The sequence below is a fragment of the Rhizobium sp. 16-488-2b genome, from assembly GCF_017741815.1.
GTDB lineage: Bacteria > Pseudomonadota > Alphaproteobacteria > Rhizobiales > Rhizobiaceae > Rhizobium.
In genome coordinates this window covers 1-20,765 of sequence record NZ_JAGHMF010000026.1, presented here as the reverse complement: position 1 = coordinate 20,765, position 20,765 = coordinate 1, and the positions used below count along the sequence as shown (strand labels likewise).

At 61.7% G+C, this 20,765-nt stretch carries 20 protein-coding genes and 1 pseudogene; 13 read left to right on the top strand and 8 right to left on the bottom strand.

Annotated features, from left to right (window positions below):
* Positions 1-250 precede the first annotated feature (250 nt).
* Together J5286_RS20510 and J5286_RS20505 are read left to right on the top strand one after the other, a co-directional pair.
* Entirely contained in the window at positions 251-1,132 is an 882-nt protein-coding gene (locus J5286_RS20510; RefSeq protein WP_209191902.1) for an ABC transporter permease, read from the top strand.
* Positions 1,129-1,923 carry an ABC transporter ATP-binding protein gene (locus J5286_RS20505; protein WP_018902278.1) on the top strand — a complete coding sequence of 265 codons (795 nt, stop codon included), beginning with the start codon at positions 1,129-1,131 and terminating at the stop codon, positions 1,921-1,923. The genes J5286_RS20510 and J5286_RS20505 overlap by 4 nt, the downstream gene beginning before the upstream one ends.
* Before the next feature lie 57 nt (positions 1,924-1,980).
* Here J5286_RS20505 and J5286_RS20500 read toward each other — a convergent pair whose 3' ends face one another.
* Both J5286_RS20500 and J5286_RS20495 read right to left on the bottom strand, forming a co-directional pair.
* Entirely contained in the window at positions 1,981-2,622 is a 642-nt protein-coding gene (locus J5286_RS20500; RefSeq protein ID WP_112536913.1) for a LysE family translocator, read from the bottom strand.
* Between the two features lie 98 nt (positions 2,623-2,720).
* On the bottom strand, positions 2,721-3,572 hold the full coding sequence (locus tag J5286_RS20495) for an SDR family NAD(P)-dependent oxidoreductase (RefSeq protein ID WP_209191901.1): 852 nt from the start codon (positions 3,570-3,572) through the stop codon (positions 2,721-2,723).
* A gap of 90 nt (positions 3,573-3,662) precedes the next feature.
* On the opposite strand from J5286_RS20495, the gene J5286_RS20490 reads away from it, so the two are divergent.
* The 3 genes from J5286_RS20490 to J5286_RS20480 all read left to right on the top strand — a co-directional run bounded on the left by J5286_RS20490 (position 3,663) and on the right by J5286_RS20480 (position 5,534).
* The gene (locus tag J5286_RS20490) at positions 3,663-3,905 is read left to right on the top strand and encodes a type II toxin-antitoxin system ParD family antitoxin (protein ID WP_209191900.1); all 243 of its coding nucleotides are present in this window, start codon (positions 3,663-3,665) and stop codon (positions 3,903-3,905) included.
* Positions 3,895-4,197 carry a type II toxin-antitoxin system RelE/ParE family toxin gene (locus tag J5286_RS20485; protein WP_209191899.1) on the top strand — a complete coding sequence of 101 codons (303 nt, stop codon included), beginning with the start codon at positions 3,895-3,897 and terminating at the stop codon, positions 4,195-4,197. The genes J5286_RS20490 and J5286_RS20485 overlap by 11 nt, the downstream gene beginning before the upstream one ends.
* A 113-nt stretch (positions 4,198-4,310) precedes the next feature.
* A complete protein-coding gene (locus J5286_RS20480; protein WP_112982804.1) occupies positions 4,311-5,534 on the top strand; it encodes an argininosuccinate synthase in 1,224 nt (407 codons plus the stop codon).
* 148 nt (positions 5,535-5,682) lie between these two features.
* Here the strand turns inward: J5286_RS20480 and J5286_RS20475 are convergent.
* The 3 genes and pseudogenes from J5286_RS20475 to J5286_RS20465 all read right to left on the bottom strand — a co-directional run.
* Positions 5,683-6,852: pseudogene (locus J5286_RS20475) on the bottom strand (IS481 family transposase); the annotation flags it as partial.
* Between the two features lie 289 nt (positions 6,853-7,141).
* Positions 7,142-8,326 (bottom strand): multidrug effflux MFS transporter, encoded by a 1,185-nt coding sequence (locus J5286_RS20470; RefSeq protein ID WP_209191897.1) that lies wholly within the window; start codon positions 8,324-8,326, stop codon positions 7,142-7,144.
* A gap of 177 nt (positions 8,327-8,503) precedes the next feature.
* Positions 8,504-9,136 (bottom strand): CatB-related O-acetyltransferase, encoded by a 633-nt coding sequence (locus tag J5286_RS20465; protein WP_209191896.1) that lies wholly within the window; start codon positions 9,134-9,136, stop codon positions 8,504-8,506.
* Positions 9,137-9,347: 211 nt separating this feature from the next.
* Between J5286_RS20465 and J5286_RS20460 the strand changes: the two genes are divergently transcribed.
* Positions 9,348-9,989 (top strand): LysE family translocator, encoded by a 642-nt coding sequence (locus J5286_RS20460; RefSeq protein WP_018902284.1) that lies wholly within the window; start codon positions 9,348-9,350, stop codon positions 9,987-9,989.
* A gap of 31 nt (positions 9,990-10,020) precedes the next feature.
* Here the strand turns inward: J5286_RS20460 and J5286_RS20455 are convergent, their stop codons facing one another.
* Positions 10,021-10,452, bottom strand: coding sequence for a hypothetical protein (locus J5286_RS20455; protein WP_209191895.1), 432 nt, complete (start codon positions 10,450-10,452; stop codon positions 10,021-10,023).
* Between the two features lie 230 nt (positions 10,453-10,682).
* On the opposite strand from J5286_RS20455, the gene J5286_RS20450 reads away from it, so the two are divergent.
* From J5286_RS20450 to ppa, 6 genes are all read left to right on the top strand, one after another.
* A complete protein-coding gene (locus J5286_RS20450; RefSeq protein WP_209191894.1) occupies positions 10,683-12,761 on the top strand; it encodes a M3 family metallopeptidase in 2,079 nt (692 codons plus the stop codon).
* Positions 12,762-13,175: 414 nt separating this feature from the next.
* Entirely contained in the window at positions 13,176-14,753 is a 1,578-nt protein-coding gene (locus J5286_RS20445; protein WP_209191893.1) for an alkaline phosphatase D family protein, read from the top strand.
* A gap of 135 nt (positions 14,754-14,888) precedes the next feature.
* Entirely contained in the window at positions 14,889-16,706 is a 1,818-nt protein-coding gene (gene typA, locus J5286_RS20440; protein WP_018902288.1) for a translational GTPase TypA, read from the top strand.
* Positions 16,707-16,842: 136 nt separating this feature from the next.
* Entirely contained in the window at positions 16,843-17,235 is a 393-nt protein-coding gene (locus J5286_RS20435; RefSeq protein ID WP_209191892.1) for a hypothetical protein, read from the top strand.
* Positions 17,236-17,524: 289 nt separating this feature from the next.
* Positions 17,525-18,031 carry a GNAT family N-acetyltransferase gene (locus J5286_RS20430; protein ID WP_209191891.1) on the top strand — a complete coding sequence of 169 codons (507 nt, stop codon included), beginning with the start codon at positions 17,525-17,527 and terminating at the stop codon, positions 18,029-18,031.
* Between the two features lie 176 nt (positions 18,032-18,207).
* Positions 18,208-18,744, top strand: a complete 537-nt coding sequence (gene ppa, locus J5286_RS20425) for an inorganic diphosphatase (RefSeq protein ID WP_113238949.1) — start codon at positions 18,208-18,210, stop codon at positions 18,742-18,744.
* A gap of 12 nt (positions 18,745-18,756) precedes the next feature.
* Here ppa and J5286_RS20420 read toward each other — a convergent pair whose 3' ends face one another.
* Complete coding sequence (locus tag J5286_RS20420; protein ID WP_449090050.1) at positions 18,757-19,068, bottom strand: DUF167 domain-containing protein; 312 nt, start codon at positions 19,066-19,068, stop codon at positions 18,757-18,759.
* Positions 19,065-19,388, bottom strand: coding sequence for a YggT family protein (locus tag J5286_RS20415; RefSeq protein ID WP_209191889.1), 324 nt, complete (start codon positions 19,386-19,388; stop codon positions 19,065-19,067). The genes J5286_RS20420 and J5286_RS20415 overlap by 4 nt, the downstream gene beginning before the upstream one ends.
* Before the next feature lie 107 nt (positions 19,389-19,495).
* Here J5286_RS20415 and J5286_RS20410 point away from each other — a divergent pair, with 107 nt between their 5' ends.
* A complete protein-coding gene (locus tag J5286_RS20410; protein WP_209191888.1) occupies positions 19,496-20,743 on the top strand; it encodes an MFS transporter in 1,248 nt (415 codons plus the stop codon).
* Positions 20,744-20,765 lie beyond the last annotated feature (22 nt).

Here is a 20,765-nt window from a genome sequence, read left to right as displayed (position 1 = left end):
TCCCGTTTGCACGGGGGCGGCTGATCGCATAGAGATGAAGACCATCGAGTAAGATAGCGGACCTTACCGCCTTGGAATAAAGACCCCTCCCCAACCCTCCCCACAAGGGGGAGGGCTTAACCCGGCCGAGCCCTCGACGCCCAATTGAGGCAATCGAGTGCCACGGGTCCTCTCCCCCCTTGTGGGGGAGATGGCCGGCAGGCCAGAGAGGGTCTTGTCCACGGAAACAGCACAAGAAAGGGCAAAAGCCTTGAGTCAGATCGCATTCTGGGGAGCCGTGGAGCTGGGGTTGGTCTATGCCTTCGTCGCGCTCGGCGTTTACCTCGCATTCCGTGTGCTCGATTTTCCGGATCTGACCGTCGACGGCTCGTTTCCGCTCGGCGCCGCCGTGACCGCGGTGCTGATAATCGCGGGCGTCAATGCCTGGCTCGCGGCGCTGATCGCCATGGCGGCGGGGGCTGCGGCCGGCATGGTCACCGCCATGCTCAACGTGCGCTTCAAGATTCTCAATCTCCTGGCATCGATCCTGACGATGATCGCGCTGTTTTCCGTGAACCTGCGCGTCATGGGCAAACCGAACGTGGCGCTGATCAATGCCGATACGATGATCAGCCCGTTCTTCGGCCACGGCCTGCGTGATTTCTACGTGCGGCCGCTCTTCGTCGGCGTGCTCGTCGTCATCGCCATCATCGTCGTCTGGCGCTATCTCGAAAGCGATTCCGGTCTGGCGATGCGCGCGACCGGCGCCAACGCCCGCATGGCCCGCGCCCAAGGTGTGGAGACCAACCGCCAGATCTATCTCGGTATGGCGATCTCCAACGCGCTGGTGGCGCTCGGCGGCGCGCTGTTTGCGCAGACCAACGGTTTTGCTGATGTGACTTCCGGTGTCGGCACCATCGTCGTCGGTCTTGCCGCCGTCATCATCGGCGAGACGCTGCTCGGGAAGCGCGGACTGTTGATCGCGCTGATCGGCTGCGTCATCGGCTCGATCCTCTACCGCATCGCCATCCAGCTGGCGCTTTCCAGCGACGTGATCGGCCTGCAGGCCTCCGACCTCAATTTCGTCACCGCAGTCCTCGTCACGGTGGCGCTCGTTCTTCCCCGCCTGCGTCGCGGAGGTGCCTCGTCATGATTTCGCTCAAGGATATCAAGGTCGTCTTCGGCAAGGGAACGCCGCTGCAGAAGCAGGCGCTGAATGGCGTCAACCTGACGATCGAGGAAGGCTCGTTCGTGACCGTCATCGGCTCCAACGGCGCCGGCAAGTCGACGCTGCTTGGTGTACTCGCCGGCGATGTGCTGGCGAGCGAAGGCCAGGTGATGATCGGCCACACCGACGTGACCCGCAAGCCGACCGCCGCGCGCGCCGGCCTCGTCGCCCGCGTGTTCCAGGATCCGTTGACGGGGAGCTGCGGCGCGCTGTCGATCGAGGAGAACCTGGCGCTGGCCGCACGTCGCGGCGAGCGGCGGGGGCTCACCTCAGCGCTCGGCCCACGCCGGCGCGAGCATTTTCGCGAACGCATCGCCGAGCTCAATCTCGGGCTCGAAACCCGTATGAAGGATCGCATGGATCTTCTCTCCGGCGGTCAGCGGCAGGCGATCTCGCTTGTCATGGCGACGCTTGCCGGCTCCGAGGTGCTGCTGCTCGACGAGCATACGGCGGCGCTCGACCCCGGGATGGCCGAGTTCGTGATGGGGCTGACGGACCGCGTGGTTTCGGAGCGCAAGCTGACGACGCTGATGGTCACCCACTCCATGCGCCAGGCGCTGGATTACGGCCACCGCACCATCATGCTGCACGGCGGCGAGATCATGCTCGACGTCTCCGGCGACAACCGCAAGGACCTGCAGGTCGAGGACCTGATCGACATGTTCCGCAAGATGCGCGGCCAGACGCTCGACGACGACGCGCTGCTGATCGGCTGATATCAGGCATTTCTTCAACCCCGGGACCGCCAAGCGCTCCCGGGGTTTTTATTGATGTCAGCGTGCCTGGGTGAGCAGGATCTTCGCCGCGAAGACGGAGAAGACGCCGGCGAATGTATAGTCCATCCCGCGCAGAACCTTCCTGTTGTTCTGCAGCCAGCCGGCCAGCCAATCAGCGGCGAAGACGACGGCGGCGTTGACGGGCATGCCGATCAGGATGAAGCAGAATCCGAAGAAGATCAGCTTTTGCGTCACCGTGGGATCACCGGCGCTGACGAACTGCGGCAGGAAGGTCATGAAGAAGATGATGACCTTGGGGTTCAGAAGGTTGACCCAGAAGCCCGAGGAGATGTTGGCCAGCGGCGTCGCCTTGGCCTCGTCGACCTTCTTGATCGACAGCTTCGAGCCGTAGCGCACCGCCTGGATGGCAAGCCAGAGGAGATAACCGGCACCGCCCGTCTTCAGGATCAGGAAGGCAGTGGGCGAAGCGGTGATCAGCGCCGAGATGCCGAAGGCGACCAGCATGGTGTGGACGACGATGCCGAGGCTGGTGCCGAGCACCACGAAGAGCGCAGCCTTGGTTCCCTGTGCCAGCGATCGGCTGATCGACAGCGTCATGTCGGGACCAGGCGTGGCGGCCAGCAGAAGCGTGGCGGCGGCGAAGGCGAGAAGCGTCGGCAAGGTCGGCAGAAAATCCATGGCACACTCGTAAAGCCGATTATGAAAGCAATGTCTCATATCCGGCTTTCAAGGAATGCACCAATCAAACCTTCTAATAGGCCCGATCGGCTCAGTTGCTATTTTCCTTCGAGAAACGCCTTGAAACGCTCGGCGTAATCGGGATGCCAGCGCGACAGCGGCGGGCGGTTCTCAATGATGTCGCCGACGGCCCAGGCCATGCGCCGCTCGTCGACCGGGCGGGCGACGTCGTTGTCGGGGCAGAGGATGTAGAAATCACCCTTCTCGATGCTTTCGATCATGAAGTCGACCGTCTGCTCCGCCGTCCAGGCCGCGGCCGGCTTTTCACCGCCAAAGCCCTTGGAAAGGCCGGTGAAGACGAAGCCGGGGATCAGCAGGTGGGCGGAAAGCTTGCCGCCCTCGGTGTTGCGCAGCTCATGCTCCAGCGCCTCGGTGAAGACCTTCACGCCCGCTTTCGAGACATTGTAGGCCGGGTTGCCCGGAGGCGTGGTGATGCCCTGCTTGGAACCGGTGTTGATGATCAGGCCGGGTTCGCCATGGGCGAGCATGCCGGGGCCGAAGGCGCGGGTGCCGTTGACCACGCCCATCAGGTTGACGCCAAGGATCGCGTCCCAGCCGCTGTCGTCGCTGAAGATCGATGTCTCCGGGCCGATGCCGGCATTGTTCATCAGCACATGCACCTTTCCGAAACGCTCGACGACCTGCCGCTCGAGAGCCTGCAGCGCTGCCTTGTCGGAGACGTCGGTCTCGACGGCGAAGACATGGTCGTCGCCGGAAATGGCGGCAATCGCCTTTGCCGCTGTCGCCAGACGCTCTGCGCCGAGATCGGCTATGACGACGTTCATGCCCTTGCTTGCGAAGTGCTTGGCGGCCGCCAGGCCAATGCCCGAGGCGCCACCGGTGATGACGGCGACGTTGGAGGGCTTGATGATATCGGTGAGATCGGTCACGGCTTGGGCCTTTCGCCTGGGATTGTTCGCTCGCAGCCAGATATGGTAATCTCGAACGGCAAGTCAAACCGCAGAAGCAGGAGCTCCCGCATGGGCAGGTTGGAGACCATCCGCCTCGACGCGCAGATGGAAGAGTTCATCGATACACAGCTGCGAGACGGCAATTACGGGTCCGTCGACGAGGTCGTCGATGCAGCATTGCGTGTGCTGCAGCACAAGGCCGAGCGTGATGCGATCGAGGCGGCGATCATCGAGGGCGAGCAGTCGGGGGAACCGGTCGAGTTCGACGGCGAGGAATTCCTGAGCGAACTGCATCGCAAACATGTCCGCTAGGCACCGCTCCTACCGCATTTCGCCAAGAGCGCGCCAGGATCTCGACGATATCTGGCTATATACGTTTCAGACGTGGTCGAAAGAACAGGCCGACAGCTACTATCGCGGATTGGTTGGCTGTTTTCCGGAGTTGGCGAGCGGAGCCAAGCGAGGCCGCTTCTCGGATAGTGTCCGTCCCGGCTACAGGGCTTTCGCCTACCAATCCCACTTCATCGTCTACAAGGAGACCGACCGGCTGGTCACCATCATACGCGTGCTGCATCGACGCATGAACATCGAGGCGCATCTTTAGGCGCCGTTCGGGGCCGTGTCCCTTGCGTCCGGCGTCAATCTCGCTAAAAGTGCCCGGCGATACCGGGTCTTGCGGCTGGCCGCGACCCTCTTGGCACAACGGATCTCATCATCATGGCATCGCACAAAGACGTAAAGAAAGTCGTCCTCGCCTATTCCGGCGGTCTCGACACCTCGATCATCCTGAAGTGGCTGCAGACCGAGCTTAACGCCGAAGTCGTCACCTTCACGGCCGACCTCGGACAGGGCGAAGAGCTCGAGCCGGCGCGCAAGAAGGCCGAGATGCTCGGCATCAAGGAGATCTACATTGAGGACGTGCGCGAAGAGTTCGTGCGCGATTTCGTCTTCCCGATGTTCCGCGCCAATGCCGTCTATGAAGGCGTCTACCTGCTCGGCACCTCGATCGCCCGCCCGCTGATCTCCAAGCACCTGATCGATATCGCCAAGAAGACCGGCGCCGACGCCATTGCCCACGGTGCGACCGGCAAGGGCAACGACCAGGTTCGTTTCGAGCTTTCGGCCTATGCGCTGAACCCCGACATCAAGATCATCGCTCCCTGGCGCGACTGGTCGTTCAAGTCGCGTACCGACCTGCTCGCGTTTGCCGAAGCACACCAGATCCCGGTTGCCAAGGACAAGAAGGGCGAAGCGCCGTTCTCCGTCGACGCCAACCTGCTGCACTCCTCTTCCGAGGGCAAGGTTCTGGAAGATCCGGCTGTCGAGGCTCCCGAATACGTGCACATGCGCACGATCTCGCCGGAAGCGGCACCCGACAAGGCCACGATCATCAAGGTTGGCTTCGAGAAGGGCGATGCCGTCTCGATCAACGGCGTGCGCATGAGCCCGGCAACGCTGCTCGCAGCGCTCAACACCTACGGCCGCGACAATGGCATCGGCCGTCTCGACCTCGTCGAGAACCGCTATGTCGGCATGAAGTCGCGCGGCGTCTACGAGACCCCCGGCGGCACGATCCTGCTGTCGGCCCACCGTGCGATCGAGAGCATCACGCTCGACCGTGGTGCGGCGCACCTGAAGGATGAGATCATGCCTCGCTACGCCGAGCTGATCTATTACGGCTTCTGGTTCTCGCCGGAGCGCGAAATGCTGCAGGCGCTGATCGACAAGAGCCAGGAGCATGTCGAGGGCGAAGTGACGCTGAAGCTCTATAAGGGCAACGTCATGGTCATCGGCCGCGAGAGCGACAAGTCGCTCTACTCCGACACGCTCGTCACCTTCGAAGACGACCAGGGCGCCTACGACCAGAAGGACGCCGCCGGCTTCATCAAGCTCAACGCGCTGCGCCTGCGCACGCTCGGCAAGCGTAATCTGAGCAAGTAAGCGGCATCTGCCGGTTTGGTTTCGAAAGGCCCGCCTCGTGCGGGCCTTTTTGTATTTGCGTGGACGGAGCGGCTATATTTTATCGCTTATTCAATAGGTTGCCGGCGATCGCCCCACGCTCCGCCGTCATCCTCGGGCTCGGTGTAAAGCCCGGAGACATCCCTGACAGTCGTTCGGAGACATGCCTGACACTCACGGCGGGTTCGCGAGGTCGATTTTGGCAACCTTGGTTGCGCCGAAGAAGACGCCGTATAGGCCGTCGCGGTCGAGGGGACGAAGGGCCAGGCACTCGCCCTTGAAGGCGCCGGGCACGCGCCATGCCTGCCCCTTGAAGACGATGTAGCCCTTGGTCGTGCTGATGCGCCGGACGATCTCGCCGCTGTCGTAGACGGGCTCCGGCAGGCGCTTGGGAAAAGGTCTCGGCGAAGGGCTGTAGCGACTGGCCGGAACCGCCATGCCGATCGCCTCGTGCGGGCGGTGGTGATTGTAGATCTCGCGCCAGCGGTCGAAAGCCTTTTGCGCCTGAGGCTGGCCGGAGAGCGCCGCGAAGTTCAGCACCTCGGCCTTGAGGCTGCGGTGGAAGCGCTCGTTCTTGCCGCGTCCCTGCGGGTGATAGGGCCTTGCATGAATGAGATCAATGCCGAGCTTCAGCAGCCAGACGCGCAGCCGCGTCCACTGATTGGGGACGCCGGTGCCCCAAGGATTGCCGTTATCGGTATAGATGGCCATGGGCAGGCCGTAGCGGCGCAGGATGGGCTCCATGCGGCTGCGAACGGTCGGCATCTGCTGGTCGAGGCAGGCCTCGATGGCAATGGCGAAGCGGGAATGGTCGTCGATGATGGTGAGCGGATGGCACCAACCGCCCGAGGTCAGCCTAATCTGCCCCTTGAAATCCATCTGCCAAAGCAGGTTGGGCGCCTCGCGCTCGAAGCGGCCTGGCGCCATGTGGTCCTTCGTGTGCGGGCCGATCCTGTCATGGCGAGCAAGGATCGCATGCACGGTCGAGGCGCAGGGTGGTTCGATACCGAGATCGAGCAGCCGCCTTGCGATCTTGCGCGCGCCCCAGGCCGGGTGTTCGTCGCGGACCGAAAGCACCGAGCGCTTGAGATCGACAGTGGTGCGCCGCGGGCTTGCATGCGGCCGGCGCGATCGGTCATCGACCGTCTCGCCGGCGGCAAACCGCTTCAGCCAGACATAGCCCGTCTGCCGGCTGATGCCGAAGCGCTCGCAAAGGGTCGACACATTCGCCCCCCTCAAGCCCCGCCAACCGGCAGAATTCCAAACGCTCGTCCACAACCGACCTCGCCCGCCAAGCCATCGAAACCTCCCGGATTGCAATCCGAAAAGTGTCAGGCATGTCTCCGAACATCTGTCAGGTATGTATCAAGGCTGTACACTCGGCCCGAGGATCTAAGCACGCTGCCCGGAATGTGAGTCAATGGATGCTTGGCGACGAGAAGCGGCATTGTGGAAGGGGAGTGCCAAGTGTCCACTCACCTTGAACTTGTGGAGGTGTGGTTAGATCCTCGGCACAAGGCCGAGGATGACGCCAGTGGAGGTGTTTGCGCTTTTATTTCAATGGTTTATCGGTGGCTGGCTCCAAGCCCTCACTCCCCCAGACTGGAATGCGACACCGTCGTCGCACGGCGGGTCGCCTTCAAAAAACAGAGGTAGCTGATGATCGCGATCAGGGTCATGGCGGGGATGATGGTGCCGAAGGCCATGAGGGGGGCGCCGATCCGGGAGGCTATGAGGCCGCCGGTGAAGCCGCAGCCCATCTGGATGAAGCCCATCATCGCCGAGGCGGAGCCGGCGATGTGTGGGAAGGGGTAGAGGCCTGAGGTGGTCATGTGCGGGGTCAGGAAGGCGAGGCCGAATGCCAGGAAGGCGACCGGGCCCATGATCGAGATATAGCTCGGTGTCACGAAGGCGACCGAGAGCGCGATCATGATGCCGGAAAGGCCGAACAGGCAAAGGCCGGCGCGAACCGAGCCATCGCCGCCGAGCCGTGCCGAGGTCATCCTGAGAGCGACGGAGCCTGCGAAATAGGAGCCGGATTGCATCAGCATGCCGAGGCCGAAGGCCGTCGGCGAGAGGCCGACCACCTTGATCAGGATGAAGGGCAGCATCGTCGCCTGGGCGTAGAGCGCGCCGATCGAGCCGCCCAGCACCAGCGAGGCGGAGATGAAGCGCGGCTCGCGGGCAAGCTCGGCATAGGCCTGTAGCAGCGGGCCGGGCAAAGCGCGGCGGCGGTCTGGCGTGCTGGTCTCGCGCATGAAGACGAGGACGGAGAGGCAGATCAAAAGGCCGAAGCCGATCAACAGGAAGAACACGGACTGCCAGCCGAAGGCGGCGAGCGCAAGGCCGCCGACGGTCGGCGCGATGGCGGGGCCGATCGCGATCATGATGCCAATCAGGTTCATGATCCTGGAGGCGTCGACGCCGGTGAACTGATCGCGGACGATGGCGCGCGCAACGGTAATCCCGACCGAGGCGCCGATGCCCTGGATCAGGCGGCCGGCGAGCAGCCATTCGATGCCGGGCGCAAACGCCGACAGCAGGCTTCCCACCATGTAGATGCCGACGAAGAGGAGCGTCGCGGCGCGGCGGCCAAAGGCATCCGAGAGCGGGCCGGCGAGCAGCTGGGCAATCGAGAAGCCGGCGAAATAGAGCGACAGCGTCAGCTTGATCGCTGAATCCGTCGTGTGAAAGGCGCCCACCAGCTCCGGCATGGTGGGTGTGTAGATCGACATGGAGATCGGGCCGAGGGTGGCAAGCAGCGCGCCGAGCATGCTCGTTCGCCTTGCGCTCATCCGGAATGGGGGCATGCGGGTACTCGATTGGCTGGTGGCGGTCGCAACGCCTGGAAAGCAGGACTTCGTCTTTTCTGACGCAAGGCTTGTGATACGGCAATGCAAAAATGCCGAGGCGCGCAAAGGCTCGCGGGAGCGCCTATTGCGATATTTGCGTTATGCCATTTTCAGTGCCGCGAGATCACCGTTCTCAAGAGCCGCCAAGTTCGCCTCGATCTTGTCCAGAGGCCAGTCCCACCATGCGATCTGAAGCAGTTCATCGATGACGGCCGCTGGATATCGCATGCGGATGATCGTTGCCGGGTTGCCGCCGACGACGGCATAGGGCGGAACGTCACGGGCAACCACCGATCCGGCGGCGACAATGGCGCCAGACCCGATCTTGACACCCGGCATGATCGCCGCGTCATGGCCTATCCAGACGTCATGCCCGACGATCGTATCCTTCACCGGCAAGTCCTTGTAGCCGAAGGTTTCCGGTTTGAAGATCCGGAACGGATAGGTCGTGAAGCCATTCATCGGATGGTTGGCCGAGCTGGTGATGAAATAGCTGCCACGGGCAATCTGCACGAATTTTCCGATGATAAGGCGCTCGCGGACGGCATGCCCGAGATAGGGTGCGAGGACGCCGGCGGTGTCTTCCGGTTTGCCCGAGTGGGTGTAATAGCTGTAGTCGCCGATCTCCATGCGCGGATGGGCAATGACGTTCTTCAGATAGACGGTATCGCTGTAGATGGTGCCATCCGGCAGCGTGATCGGGTGGACGGCGGTCGCGTCGAGAATGGGCATTGGGAAACGGCTTTCCTCATGAAACCAGGGCAAGCAATGGCCAAGGCTAATCCGCGCGATCCGCGAAATCCATTGCGGCGGCGGAACGCGTTCATCAATAGTTTGAATGAGGTTGGGCGGCTTGCTTCGGTGATCCCGGCGGGGCTTTCTTGCTTCCGCTTGACGTCCCCGCCACACCGCATAATCTCGGTCTTTTCACGGGGGATTCTTCATGACGCAATCGCTGCTCGCGGGCGCTTTTCTGGCGGCGCTTCTCTATGTGCTCATTCCCGGACCGGCGTTTCTGGCGCTGCTGGGTATCGGAGCCGGGCAGGGGCGGAAGGCGGGGGCGCAGTTTGTCTGTGGGCATCTGGTCGGCGATACGCTGTGGGCGTCGCTGGCGCTGGTGGCGATCATCGGCGCCAAGACGATCGGGACCTTCGTGTTCGATGCACTGGGGCTCGCCTGCGGCTTCTATCTCGCCTGGATCGGCTGGAACGCGTTTCGCGCCAAGCCGAAGGGCGAGGGGCAGGCGCTGATGGTTGTCGAGCGGCCGTTTCGGCGCGGGCTGATCTTCGGTGTTACCAATCCAAAGGGCTATCCGGTGGCGCTCGCGACATTCACGGCGCTGGTGGCGGGGTCGGCCAGCGCCCTGCAGTTTCAGACGCTGCCGGTGCTGCTTGCCGTGTCGTTCCTCGGCTTCATCGTCGCCGACATGATCCTGATCGCGATCGTCGGTACCGGCGCGGTGCGGCGCTTCTATCGCGCGCATGAGCGGCTGATCGTGCGCTGCTCGGGCGTGCTGTTCATGGGCTTTGCCGTGCAGGCTCTGCTGCATGCGACGCCGGGGCTGATGGGGTGGCGCAAGGCCTGATCGGCCTGCGCCGGGCGCAAGCGGTAGCGCGTCAGACGTCGAGGAAGCTGACGACCGATTTCAGGGTCTTCACCGTCTCGGGATCGCCGATCGACATGGCGATCTGCAGCTGGTCCTTGTAATAGTCCCTGAAGTTGAAGCTGGTGCCGTCGGTGACGTCGGAGAGATCGAGAACGTTGCCTGACGGGTCGATGGTGCGCATCGGCAGCGGTTCGGAGATCGCCGCATAGGTGTCCTGGTCGAGCGTGCCGTTGTCGAAATTCTGGCGCGCATGGTTGCGCAGGTCGGCGGCTGTTATGGCCGAAAAATCCGGTTGCGCCGATGTCGCCTCGTCGATCCTGAAGGTCGATGAAGCGCTCGAAACCGAGCTGAAGGTTTCGGTCAAGCTGTTGTTAAATTGCGAATTATCGGAATATTTCCGGAACGATAAATTCGGCGAAAACCGCAGTGATGTGATTTCCATTGCCCGCATCCATGATTAAAAAAGATTGAGCAAAAATACCGTGTGCGCCGCACCATGGTCAATCGTTAACAAATAGTTAATTCTTATATAGCATTTTTAGGGATCAACTTCTCGTATAGGTGGCGCGGTCGCTCGCTCAAGGTGGCGATACCAATCGCCGTGCTGCCTTCCTATATTGGTTTCCGAGACAACACGCCCGCCGAACAAGCCCGCCAAACAAGGATGTCCGTATGCCCGCCAACAACCCCGCTCTCACCGACTGGAACGGCCTCAATGGTCTGCCGCGCTTCGAGGCGCTGAATGACGGCGATTTCGCGCCGGCTTTCGATGCGGCCCTTGCCCGGCACGAAGAGGAGATCGATGCGATCGCCGACAATCCCGAAGCGCCGACCTTCGACAATACGATCGTGGCGCTTGAGCTTGCGGGCGACGATCTCTCGCGGGTATCGGCCCTGTTCTGGAACCGCGCCGGCGCGCATACCAACGACACCATCCAGGCGCTGGAGCGGGATATCTCGCCCAAGATGTCGCGGCATTATTCGAAGATCGGCATGAATGCGGCGCTCTTTGCGCGCATCGACACGCTTTGGGAAGCGCGTGAAAAGCTCGGGCTGACGCTGGAGCAGACGCGGGTGCTGGAGCGCCACTGGAAGGGCTTCGTCAAGTCGGGCGCCAAGCTTGAGAAGGCGGAGCAGGAAAAGCTCGCCGGCATCAACGAGAAGCTGGCGGGGCTCGGCACGCAGTTCGGCCAGAACGTGCTCGCCGACGAGAAGGGCTGGGCGTTGATCCTTTCAGACGGCGACGATCTCGCAGGCGTTCCCGATTTCCTCAAGGATGCGATGGCGGCGGCGGCGCGCGAGCGCGGTGAAGAGGGCAAGTTCGCGGTGACGCTGTCGCGCTCGATCATCGAGCCGTTCCTGACCTTCTCCGAGCGCCGCGAGCTGCGCGAACAGGCGTTCAAGGCCTGGGTGGCGCGCGGCGAAAATGACGGCCCTTCGGACAATCGCGGCATCATCCGCGACACGCTTCAGCTCCGCGGCGAGGTGGCCAAGCTGCTCGGCTACGGCAATTTCGCCGAGCTGAAGCTCGACAACACCATGGCGAAGACGCCTGATGCGGTGAATGATCTTCTGAAGAAGGTCTGGGTGAAGGCGGTGAAGCGCGCCGGTGAGGAAGAGGCGGATATCGCCAGGCTGATCGCCGACGAAGGCAAGAACCACGAGGTCATGCCCTGGGACTGGCGGTTCTACGCCGAAAAGATCCGGGCGCAGAAATTCAATTTCTCCGAGGCCGAGCTGAAGCCCTATCTGCAGCTGGAAAAGATCATCGACGCCTGCTTCGACGTGGCGGGGCGGCTGTTTGGCATTCATGCGGTGGAGAAGAAGGGCGTTGCCGCCTATCACCCCGATGTCCGCGTCTTCGAGATCCGCGACCGCGACGAGAAGCTGGTGGCGATGTTCCTCGGCGATTATTTCGCCCGTTCGTCGAAGCGTTCGGGCGCCTGGATGAGCGCGTTCCAGTCGCAGCACAAGCTGCCGCTGAAGAATGGCGCCGAGGGCGAGCTGCCGATCATCTATAATGTCTGCAACTTCGCCAAGCCCGCCGAGGGCAAGCCGGCGCTGCTGTCGCTCGATGACGCACGCACGCTGTTCCACGAGTTCGGCCACGCGCTGCACGGCATGCTCTCCAACGTCACCTACCCTTCGGTGTCGGGCACCGGCGTGTCGCGCGATTTCGTCGAACTGCCGTCGCAGCTTTACGAGCACTGGCTGACGGTGCCTGAGATCCTCAAGCAGTACGCCGTGCATTTCGAGACCGGCAAGCCGATGCCGCAGGAGCTGCTCGACAAGGTGCTGGCGGCGCGCAGCTTCAATGCCGGGTTCAACACGGTGGAGTTCACTTCGTCTGCGCTGGTCGACATGGCGTTCCATACGCGGGACGAAGTCGCCGATCCGATGGCGGTGCAGGGTGCGGTGCTGAAGGAGCTCGGCATGCCGAAGTCGATGGTGATGCGCCATGCCTCACCGCACTTCCAGCATATCTTCGCGGGCGGTTATTCGGCGGGATACTATTCCTACATGTGGTCGGAAGTGCTCGACGCCGATGCGTTTTCGGCCTTCGAGGAGACGGGCGATGCGTTCAATGGCGAGATAGCCAGGAAATTGCGCGATCACGTCTATTCGGTGGGTGGGTCGGTCGATCCCGAGGATACCTACCGGGCATTCCGCGGCAAGCTGCCGAGCCCGGATGCGATGCTGGTGAAGCGTGGGCTGGCGACGTTCGAGGAGTTGGCGGGGAGTGATGCCTGAGGGGTTAGTTTGATGTTGGGTCTCGGCTGTTGCGATTGAGCTGATACGCCTTCGACGTTTTTGGGTGGGATACCCCCCTCTGCCCTGCCGGGCATCTCCCCCACAGGTGGAGAGATTGGGTGGGCTTGGCCGCTCGCTCCACTCTCATAGTTTGGGGATGCCGCCGCAACGAGTCGATCTCCCCCCTTGTGGGGGAGATGTCCGCAGGACAGAGGGGGGTGATGCTGGCCGCGGCGCTGGCGAGTGTCTAATCCTCGGATAGCCAAGCGAGACGCAAACCCCACCGACCCCAACACAAAACTGTCGCCAAACCTTCGGAAAACCGTCATGGCGGCGTCAAGTGGGTGACATCTGGGGTGGGCATAGGCGAGGTGCGGGAGATCGTCCCGATTGCCAAGCCGGATGCGCCACCCGATGACATTGACGGAACCGACCCGCCGCCGTTTTTTATCCTCGATGGGAGCGGTTGGCGGATTTGCCGTGGCGGGGCTGGCGATGCCCTATTATGCGCGCGGATCGTCCAGCCGGCCGGTGTTTACCTCGGGCGTGCAATCCGGTGATGTCGATCAGACCTCTGGGGTGATCTGGACGCGGGTGGATCGGCCGTCGCGGCTCTTCGTGGAATATTCGACATCAGACAAGTTCTCCAATGCCGTCAGGCTGCCGCCCATCGACGTCACGCCCGATAGCGATCTGACCGCCAAGCTCTTGCTTACCGATCTTCCCGCCGATCAGGAGGTGTTCTATCGCTTCCGCGCGGCCGATCTCCAGGACATCAACAGCCGGTCGGAGCCGATCCTCGGGCAGTTTCGCACGGCACCCGTCGCCCGTCGCGATATCCGCTTCGTCTGGTCGGGCGATACGGTGGGGCAGGGATGGGGGATCGATGATGAGGGGATGCGGACCTATTCGACGATCGCCTATCACCGGCCGGATTTCATGATCCATTCCGGCGACACGATCTATGCCGACAATCCGGTTCCAGACGAGATCTCGCTGCGTGGCGGCGGGGTCTGGAAGAACCGCATCGTCACGGAAGCCAAGCGCGAGATCGCCCAGACGCTCGAGCAGTTTCGCGGGCAATGGACCTATAATCTGCTCGACGAGCACGTAAAGTCGCTCAACGCCGTCTGCCCGATCTTCTACCAGTGGGACGATCACGAGGTGCTGAACAACTGGTCGCCGTCGACCGATCTCAGCCATGACGATCGCTACAAGGAGAAGTCGGTCGCGGTGCTTTCGGCGCGGGCGGCACGAGCCTTTCACGAGATGACGCCGACGCGCCATGTGGCGGCCGAGCCGGGGCGAATCTATCGCAAGGTTTCCTATGGGCCGCTGCTCGACGTGTTCTTCGTCGACCTGCGTTCCTATCGCGGGCCGAACAGCCATGGGCTGGACGAAAAGCTTTCGCCGCAGTCGCGGATTTTCGGCGAGCGGCAGGTCGCGTGGCTGAAGCGCGAACTGGTGCGCTCGACGGCGACGTGGAAGGTGATCGCTTGCGATCTGCCGATCGGGCTCGTGATCTGGGACGATTACGGCAACCGGCGCGGATCGGAATCGATCTCCAATGGCGACAATGGCGCACCGCTTGGTCGCGAGCTCGAATTCGCCGATCTCCTGCGCTTCATCCGCGATGCCGGGATATCGAACATGATCTGGCTGACGGCCGACGTGCATTACGCGGCGGCGCATCACTATCGTCCCGAGCGGGCGAAATTCCGCGAGTTCCTGCCGTTCTGGGAGTTCGTGGCCGGGCCGCTGCATTCGGGCACCTACGGGCCGCAGGAGCTCGACATGACCTTCGGGCCCGAAGTGAAGTTCATGAAGGCGGCGCCCGGCGGCGCCGAGCAGAACCTGCCGCCGTCAGCAGGCATGCAATTCTTCGGTCTCGTCGATATCGATGGCGCCAGCGAGCAGCTGACGGTGCGGCTGATGGATCGCAACGACCAGGAGCTCTGGCGCGTGGTGCTCGACCCCGAGAGGACGAGCTGATGCCATCCATGTCCTGCACGCATTCCTTTCATTCCAGGCTCCCCCCTTTCGCATTCGCGAAAAACACTGTAAGAGCCGCCCCAATGCAATTGGCGCCCTCCCAGCGTGGCGCCCCAGCCTCAGAGATATAGACATATGGCACTTCGCAACATCGCGATTATCGCGCACGTTGACCATGGCAAGACGACACTGGTCGACGAGCTCCTGAAACAGTCCGGTTCGTTCCGCGAAAACCAGCGCGTTGCGGAACGCGTGATGGACTCGAACGACCTGGAAAAGGAACGCGGTATCACGATCCTTGCCAAGGCGACCTCGGTCGAGTGGAAGGGTGTTCGCATCAACATCGTCGACACCCCCGGCCACGCCGACTTCGGCGGTGAAGTCGAGCGTATCCTGTCGATGGTGGATGGCGCGATCGTTCTCGTTGACTCCTCTGAAGGCCCGATGCCGCAGACGAAGTTCGTCGTCTCCAAGGCGCTGAAGGTCGGCCTCCGTCCGATCGTCGCGATCAACAAGATCGACCGTCCCGATGGCCGCCACGAGGAAGTCATCAACGAAGTGTTCGACCTCTTCGCCAGCCTCGACGCCACCGACGAACAGCTCGACTTCCCGATCCTCTACGGTTCCGGTCGCGATGGCTGGATGAACTTCAATCCTGAAGGTCCGAAGGATGAAGGCCTGGCGCCGCTGCTCGACCTCGTGCTCAAGCACGTTCCGGAGCCGAAGGTTGCCGAAGGCCCGTTCACGATGATCGGCACCATCCTGGAAGCCAACAACTTCCTCGGCCGCATCATCACCGGCCGTATCAATTCCGGCTCGATCAAGCCGAACCAGGCCGTCAAGGTTCTCAGCCAGGATGGCAAGACGATCGAAACCGGTCGTATTTCCAAGATCCTCGCATTCCGCGGCATCGAGCGCACCTCGATCGAAGAAGCACACGCAGGCGACATCGTCGCCATCGCCGGCCTCTCCAAGGGCACGGTTGCCGATACCTTCTGCGATCCGGCCGTCAACGAAGCGCTGACCGCGCAGCCGATCGACCCGCCGACCGTTACCATGTCCTTCATCGTCAACGACAGCCCGCTCGCCGGCACCGAAGGCGACAAGGTTACCTCGCGCGTCATCCGTGACCGCCTGTTCAAGGAAGCCGAAGGCAACGTCGCGCTGAAGATCGAAGAAGCCGAAGGCAAGGATTCGTTCTACGTTTCCGGCCGCGGCGAACTGCAGCTCGCCGTTCTGATCGAAACCATGCGTCGCGAAGGCTTCGAGCTTGCCGTGTCGCGTCCGCGCGTCGTCATGCACAAGGACGAGAGCGGCCAGACCATGGAGCCGATCGAAGAAGTCGTCATCGACGTCGATGAAGAGCATTCCGGCGTCGTCGTTCAGAAGATGTCCGAGCGCAAGGCTGAAATGACCGAGCTGCGTCCTTCGGGCGGCAACCGCGTTCGCCTGGTGTTCCACGCTCCGACCCGCGGTCTCATCGGCTACCAGTCGGAACTGCTGACCGACACGCGCGGCACCGCCGTGATGAACCGCCTGTTCAAGGACTACCAGCCCTACAAGGGTGAAATCGGTGGCCGCACGAACGGCGTTCTCCTCGCGAACGCTGCCGGCGAAGCCGTGGCCTACGCCATGTTCAACCTGGAAGATCGCGGCCCGATGATGATCGAGCCCGGCGAAAAGGTCTACATGGGCATGATCATCGGCATTCACAGCCGCGACAACGACCTCGAGGTCAACGTCCTCAAGGGCAAGCAGCTGACCAACATCCGCGCCGCCGGCAAGGACGAAGCCGTCAAGCTGACGCCTCCGATCCGCATGACGCTCGACCGCGCTCTCTCCTGGATCCAGGACGACGAGCTGATGGAAGTGACGCCGAAGTCGATCCGTCTGCGCAAGATGTATCTCGACGCCAACGACCGCAAGCGCTTCGCCAAGGCGAAGACCGCCTAAGTCGAACAGGCTCGTAAGGACCGCAAGGTCCTGTTCCGACCCATCGGCTCGCAGCTTTGATGCTGCGGGCCGTTTTTGTTTAGGCTATCTCATGGAGCGCTAAGCCGTGATTGGTAACGGTACGACGTCGGACGCAATGTCCGCCTTTCTGCAGTTCGCCTTGGAAAAGTACACCAAGGAAGGCGCTGTCTCGTATTACGCCGATATTGCACATTATGAGGACGCGTTTCGCCGCGCAGGCGTTTCTAACAAGTGGGCGTTTTTTAACGCCACCGCTGTGGAGATCGCCTGGAGGTACCACCATCGACAGCTAACTTACGATTTCTGCGACGACGTTATGAACGATCTATGGCGAGTAGTGATCGAACGATATCATGAGCGCGATAATTACTTGCCTGAGCCATTGGTCGAGATTTACGATGCCTTCGGTGCCGGGGAATACCATCGAAAGCACGATCGAAGTGACGACCCCATTGCGGAGTTCACCGACCCATGGATCGCTGATCTGGTCACCCGCCTCAATCCATAGATGGCAAGAAGAAACATCAAAATGCAGACGCGAAGGATGATGAAATCGCCCGATAGCGTTTGGGATTTTGAATTCGCTCCGTGGCAAAGCGGGCAACCTTAACGCCGCTCCATTCTTAGGCCATCGCGCCGGGTTTTTTATTTTGTGCGGTTCGCCGAATCCTTCTTGTCGCAATAGTTAAAAAAGCGTTAAATTTCAGCCGTCGTCCACATGTTAACCCTGTGGGCAATCCGGCTGAATGCGTTAGCGCATATGGTTAATTGTCCGCGACCGGGCCAGAGTAAGCGTTATGAAGACGTTGTCGATCGATGTTCGGCGGGCCGAGCCGCATGATTCCCGAGCTATCTCGGAGGTGCACCGGCTTGCGTGGAAACATACCTATGCCGGCATCATTCCGCACAAGGCGCTGACTCAGATGGTGGAACGCCGCGGCGAAAGCTGGTGGCGCAAGGCGACACGCGGACCGGCGACGCTTCTGGTGCTCGATGTCGCCGGAACGGTTGCGGGCTATGCAACGCTCGGTCTCAACCGCGCCCGCGCGCTGCCGCAGGAAGGCGAGATCTACGAGCTTTATCTGCGCCCCGAATATCAGGGTATCGGCCTCGGCCACATGCTGTTTTCCGAAGCGCAGCGGCTTTTGAAGTCGCTCGGCTGCAAGGGCATGGTGGTCTGGTGCCTGGAAGAGAATGAAGGCGGCGCCGAGTTCTATCGCGGCCATGGTGGCATCGATTATTGCGAGGGCACCGAAACCTTCGACGAGAAGCCTCTGAAGAAGATCGGCTTCATCTGGAACTGAGCGATCCGCTCAGCGACAAGGTGCGGGGGAGCAAAGTGCTGGCCTCTGCCCAGTTTTCCGGCATTTTGAAGGCCAGATCATAAAACAATCATGTGCCTGCGCGGTCTTGCTATGTTGCTTCGCGGCATGAATCCGATTATCTGGCTGCGAAGATTTCACGTTGCGGGAGTAATCGCATGCGCATCGACGCCATTTCCATTGGCAAGAACCCACCTGAGGACGTCAACGTCATCGTTGAAGTTCCTGTTGGTGGCCACCCGATCAAGTACGAGATGGACAAGGACGCCGGCACGCTGGTTGTCGACCGTTTCCTCTACACGCCGATGACCTACCCGGGTAACTACGGCTTCGTACCGCACACGCTGTCCGAGGACGGCGACCCGATCGACGTGCTCATCGCCAGCACCCGTCCGCTGGTTCCGGGCTGCGTCATCAATGTGCGCCCGATCGGCGTTCTGAAGATGGAAGACAATTCCGGCAAGGACGAGAAGATCATCGCCGTTCCGTCGCCGAAGCTGACCATGCGTTACGACAAGGTCAAGGACTACACGGACATGCCCGAGATCACGCTCAAGCAGATCGAGCATTTCTTCGAGCACTACAAGGATCTGGAGCCCGGCAAGTGGGTGAAGATCTACGGTTGGGGCGACGCCAAGGAAGCCGGCCAGCTGATCCTCGAGGCGATCGAGCGCGCCAAGAAGGAAAAGGCCTGATCGTTCTTCGGCTCATGGGCCAAACAAAGCTTCCAGTTTTTTGATGATATCCTCCGGCTCGGCATCGATCCGGAGGATTTTTTTACGCGACGTGTCGCCGGAGATGAGATCGATCGCCGACTTGGGGACGCCAAGCGACTTGGCGGCAAGCGCGATCAACGCCTTGTTGGCCTTGCCCTTCTCGGGGACGACCGAGACACGGGCTTTCAGATAGGCCTTGCCGTCGGCATCCAGCTCAATACCCGATATCTCGTCCCGCCCGCCGTTCGGCGTCAGCCTCACGGCAAGGACCACATGACCGTCAAAGGCCTGCCAGGGCCTTATCGCAACACCATCGGGACGATGGTGTTCCACATGAACGAGCGGATGAAGAAGATGATCAGGAGCAGAATGATCGGCGAGATGTCGATGCCGCCGAGGTTCGGCAGCACGCGCCGGATCGGGCGCAGGACCGGTTCGGTGACATTGTAAAGGAACATGCCGACCGAATTGACGAACTGATTGCTGGAATTGATCACGTTGAACGCGTAAAGCCACGAGAAAATGGCGCTGGCGATCAAGATCCAGGTGTAAAGATTCAAAGCCAAATCAATGGTTTGAAAAAGCGCAAGCATCGCGGTCTCCAGTTCGTTGTTGACAGACATGTAGACATTGGCGACTAAACCGGCAAGAGCCGTGTGCAATCTGCGGCAAATCATGTTCAACGGGCGCGTCGGGGACCGATGTTTCGCCCGTTTCTTGGAAAGACAACATGTCCATCTCGGCTCACGGCGACCGCTTCGCGGCCTTCCGGCACTCCTCCTACACCCGTTTCTTTTTCGCGCGTTTCCTCCTTTCGTTTTCGCAGCAGATCGTCAGCGTCGCGGTCGGGTGGCAGATGTACGACCAGACGGGCAGCGCCATCTATCTCGGCCTGATCGGGCTGGTGCAGTTTCTCCCTTCGCTGTTGCTCATCCTCGTCACCGGCTCGGTCGCCGACCGCTATAACCGCCGCGCCATTGCGTCGCTGTGCTCGCTGGTGGCCGCCCTTTGCACGCTGACGCTGCTAGCTATGACCATGACCGGTACGTTCTCGCCCATCCCTGTTTTCGCGGTGCTTCTGGTCTTCGGCATCGAGCGCGCGTTCATGTCGCCGGCGGTGCAGTCGCTGGCGCCCAATCTGGTGCCGGCCGAGGACCTCTCGAACGCGATCGCATGGAACTCGTCGTCCTGGCAGCTTGCCTCGATCACGGGTCCGGTCATCGGCGGCCTGCTCTACGGCATCAATGCGCATACGGCCTACACGGTGGCCGTAGTGTTCGCGGGACTCGGGGCTGCCCTTCTCTTCATGATCCCGAAACCGGCCCAGAAGACCACGGGCGAGGCGAAAAACTGGGACATGATCCTCGGCGGCTTCAAGTTCATTCGCACCGAAAAGGTGGTGCTGGGCGCGATCTCGCTCGATCTCTTCGCGGTGCTCCTGGGTGGCGCCACGGCGCTGATGCCGATCTTTGCGCGCGACATCCTGACGCTGGGTCCCTGGGGGCTCGGGCTGCTGCGCTCGGCGCCGGGTGTCGGTGCCATCGTCATGGCCGTGCTGCTCGCGACTTATCCGCTGAAGCATCGCGCCGGGGTCTACATGTTCGTCGGCGTGGCGCTGTTCGGGCTGGGCACGATCGTCTTCGGCCTATCTGACAATGTCGAGCTGTCGATCGCGGCGCTGGCGCTGATGGGGGCGGCCGACATGGTCTCGGTCTATGTGCGCGAGAGCCTGATCGCGCTCTGGACGCCCGACCAACTGCGCGGCCGCGTCAACGCCGTCAACATGGTGTTTGTCGGGGCTTCGAACGAGCTTGGCGAGTTTCGCGCCGGAACGATGGCCTCGATGTTCGGCGCGGTGCCGGCGGTTGTCATCGGCGGGATCGGGACGCTTGTCGTTGCGGCGTTGTGGGCGAGCGGGTTTCCGCAGTTGCGGAAGATCGATACGCTGGATGCGCCGGAGCATGTGACGCGGGGGTAGTTTTGGGGGTGTTGTGTGGGGG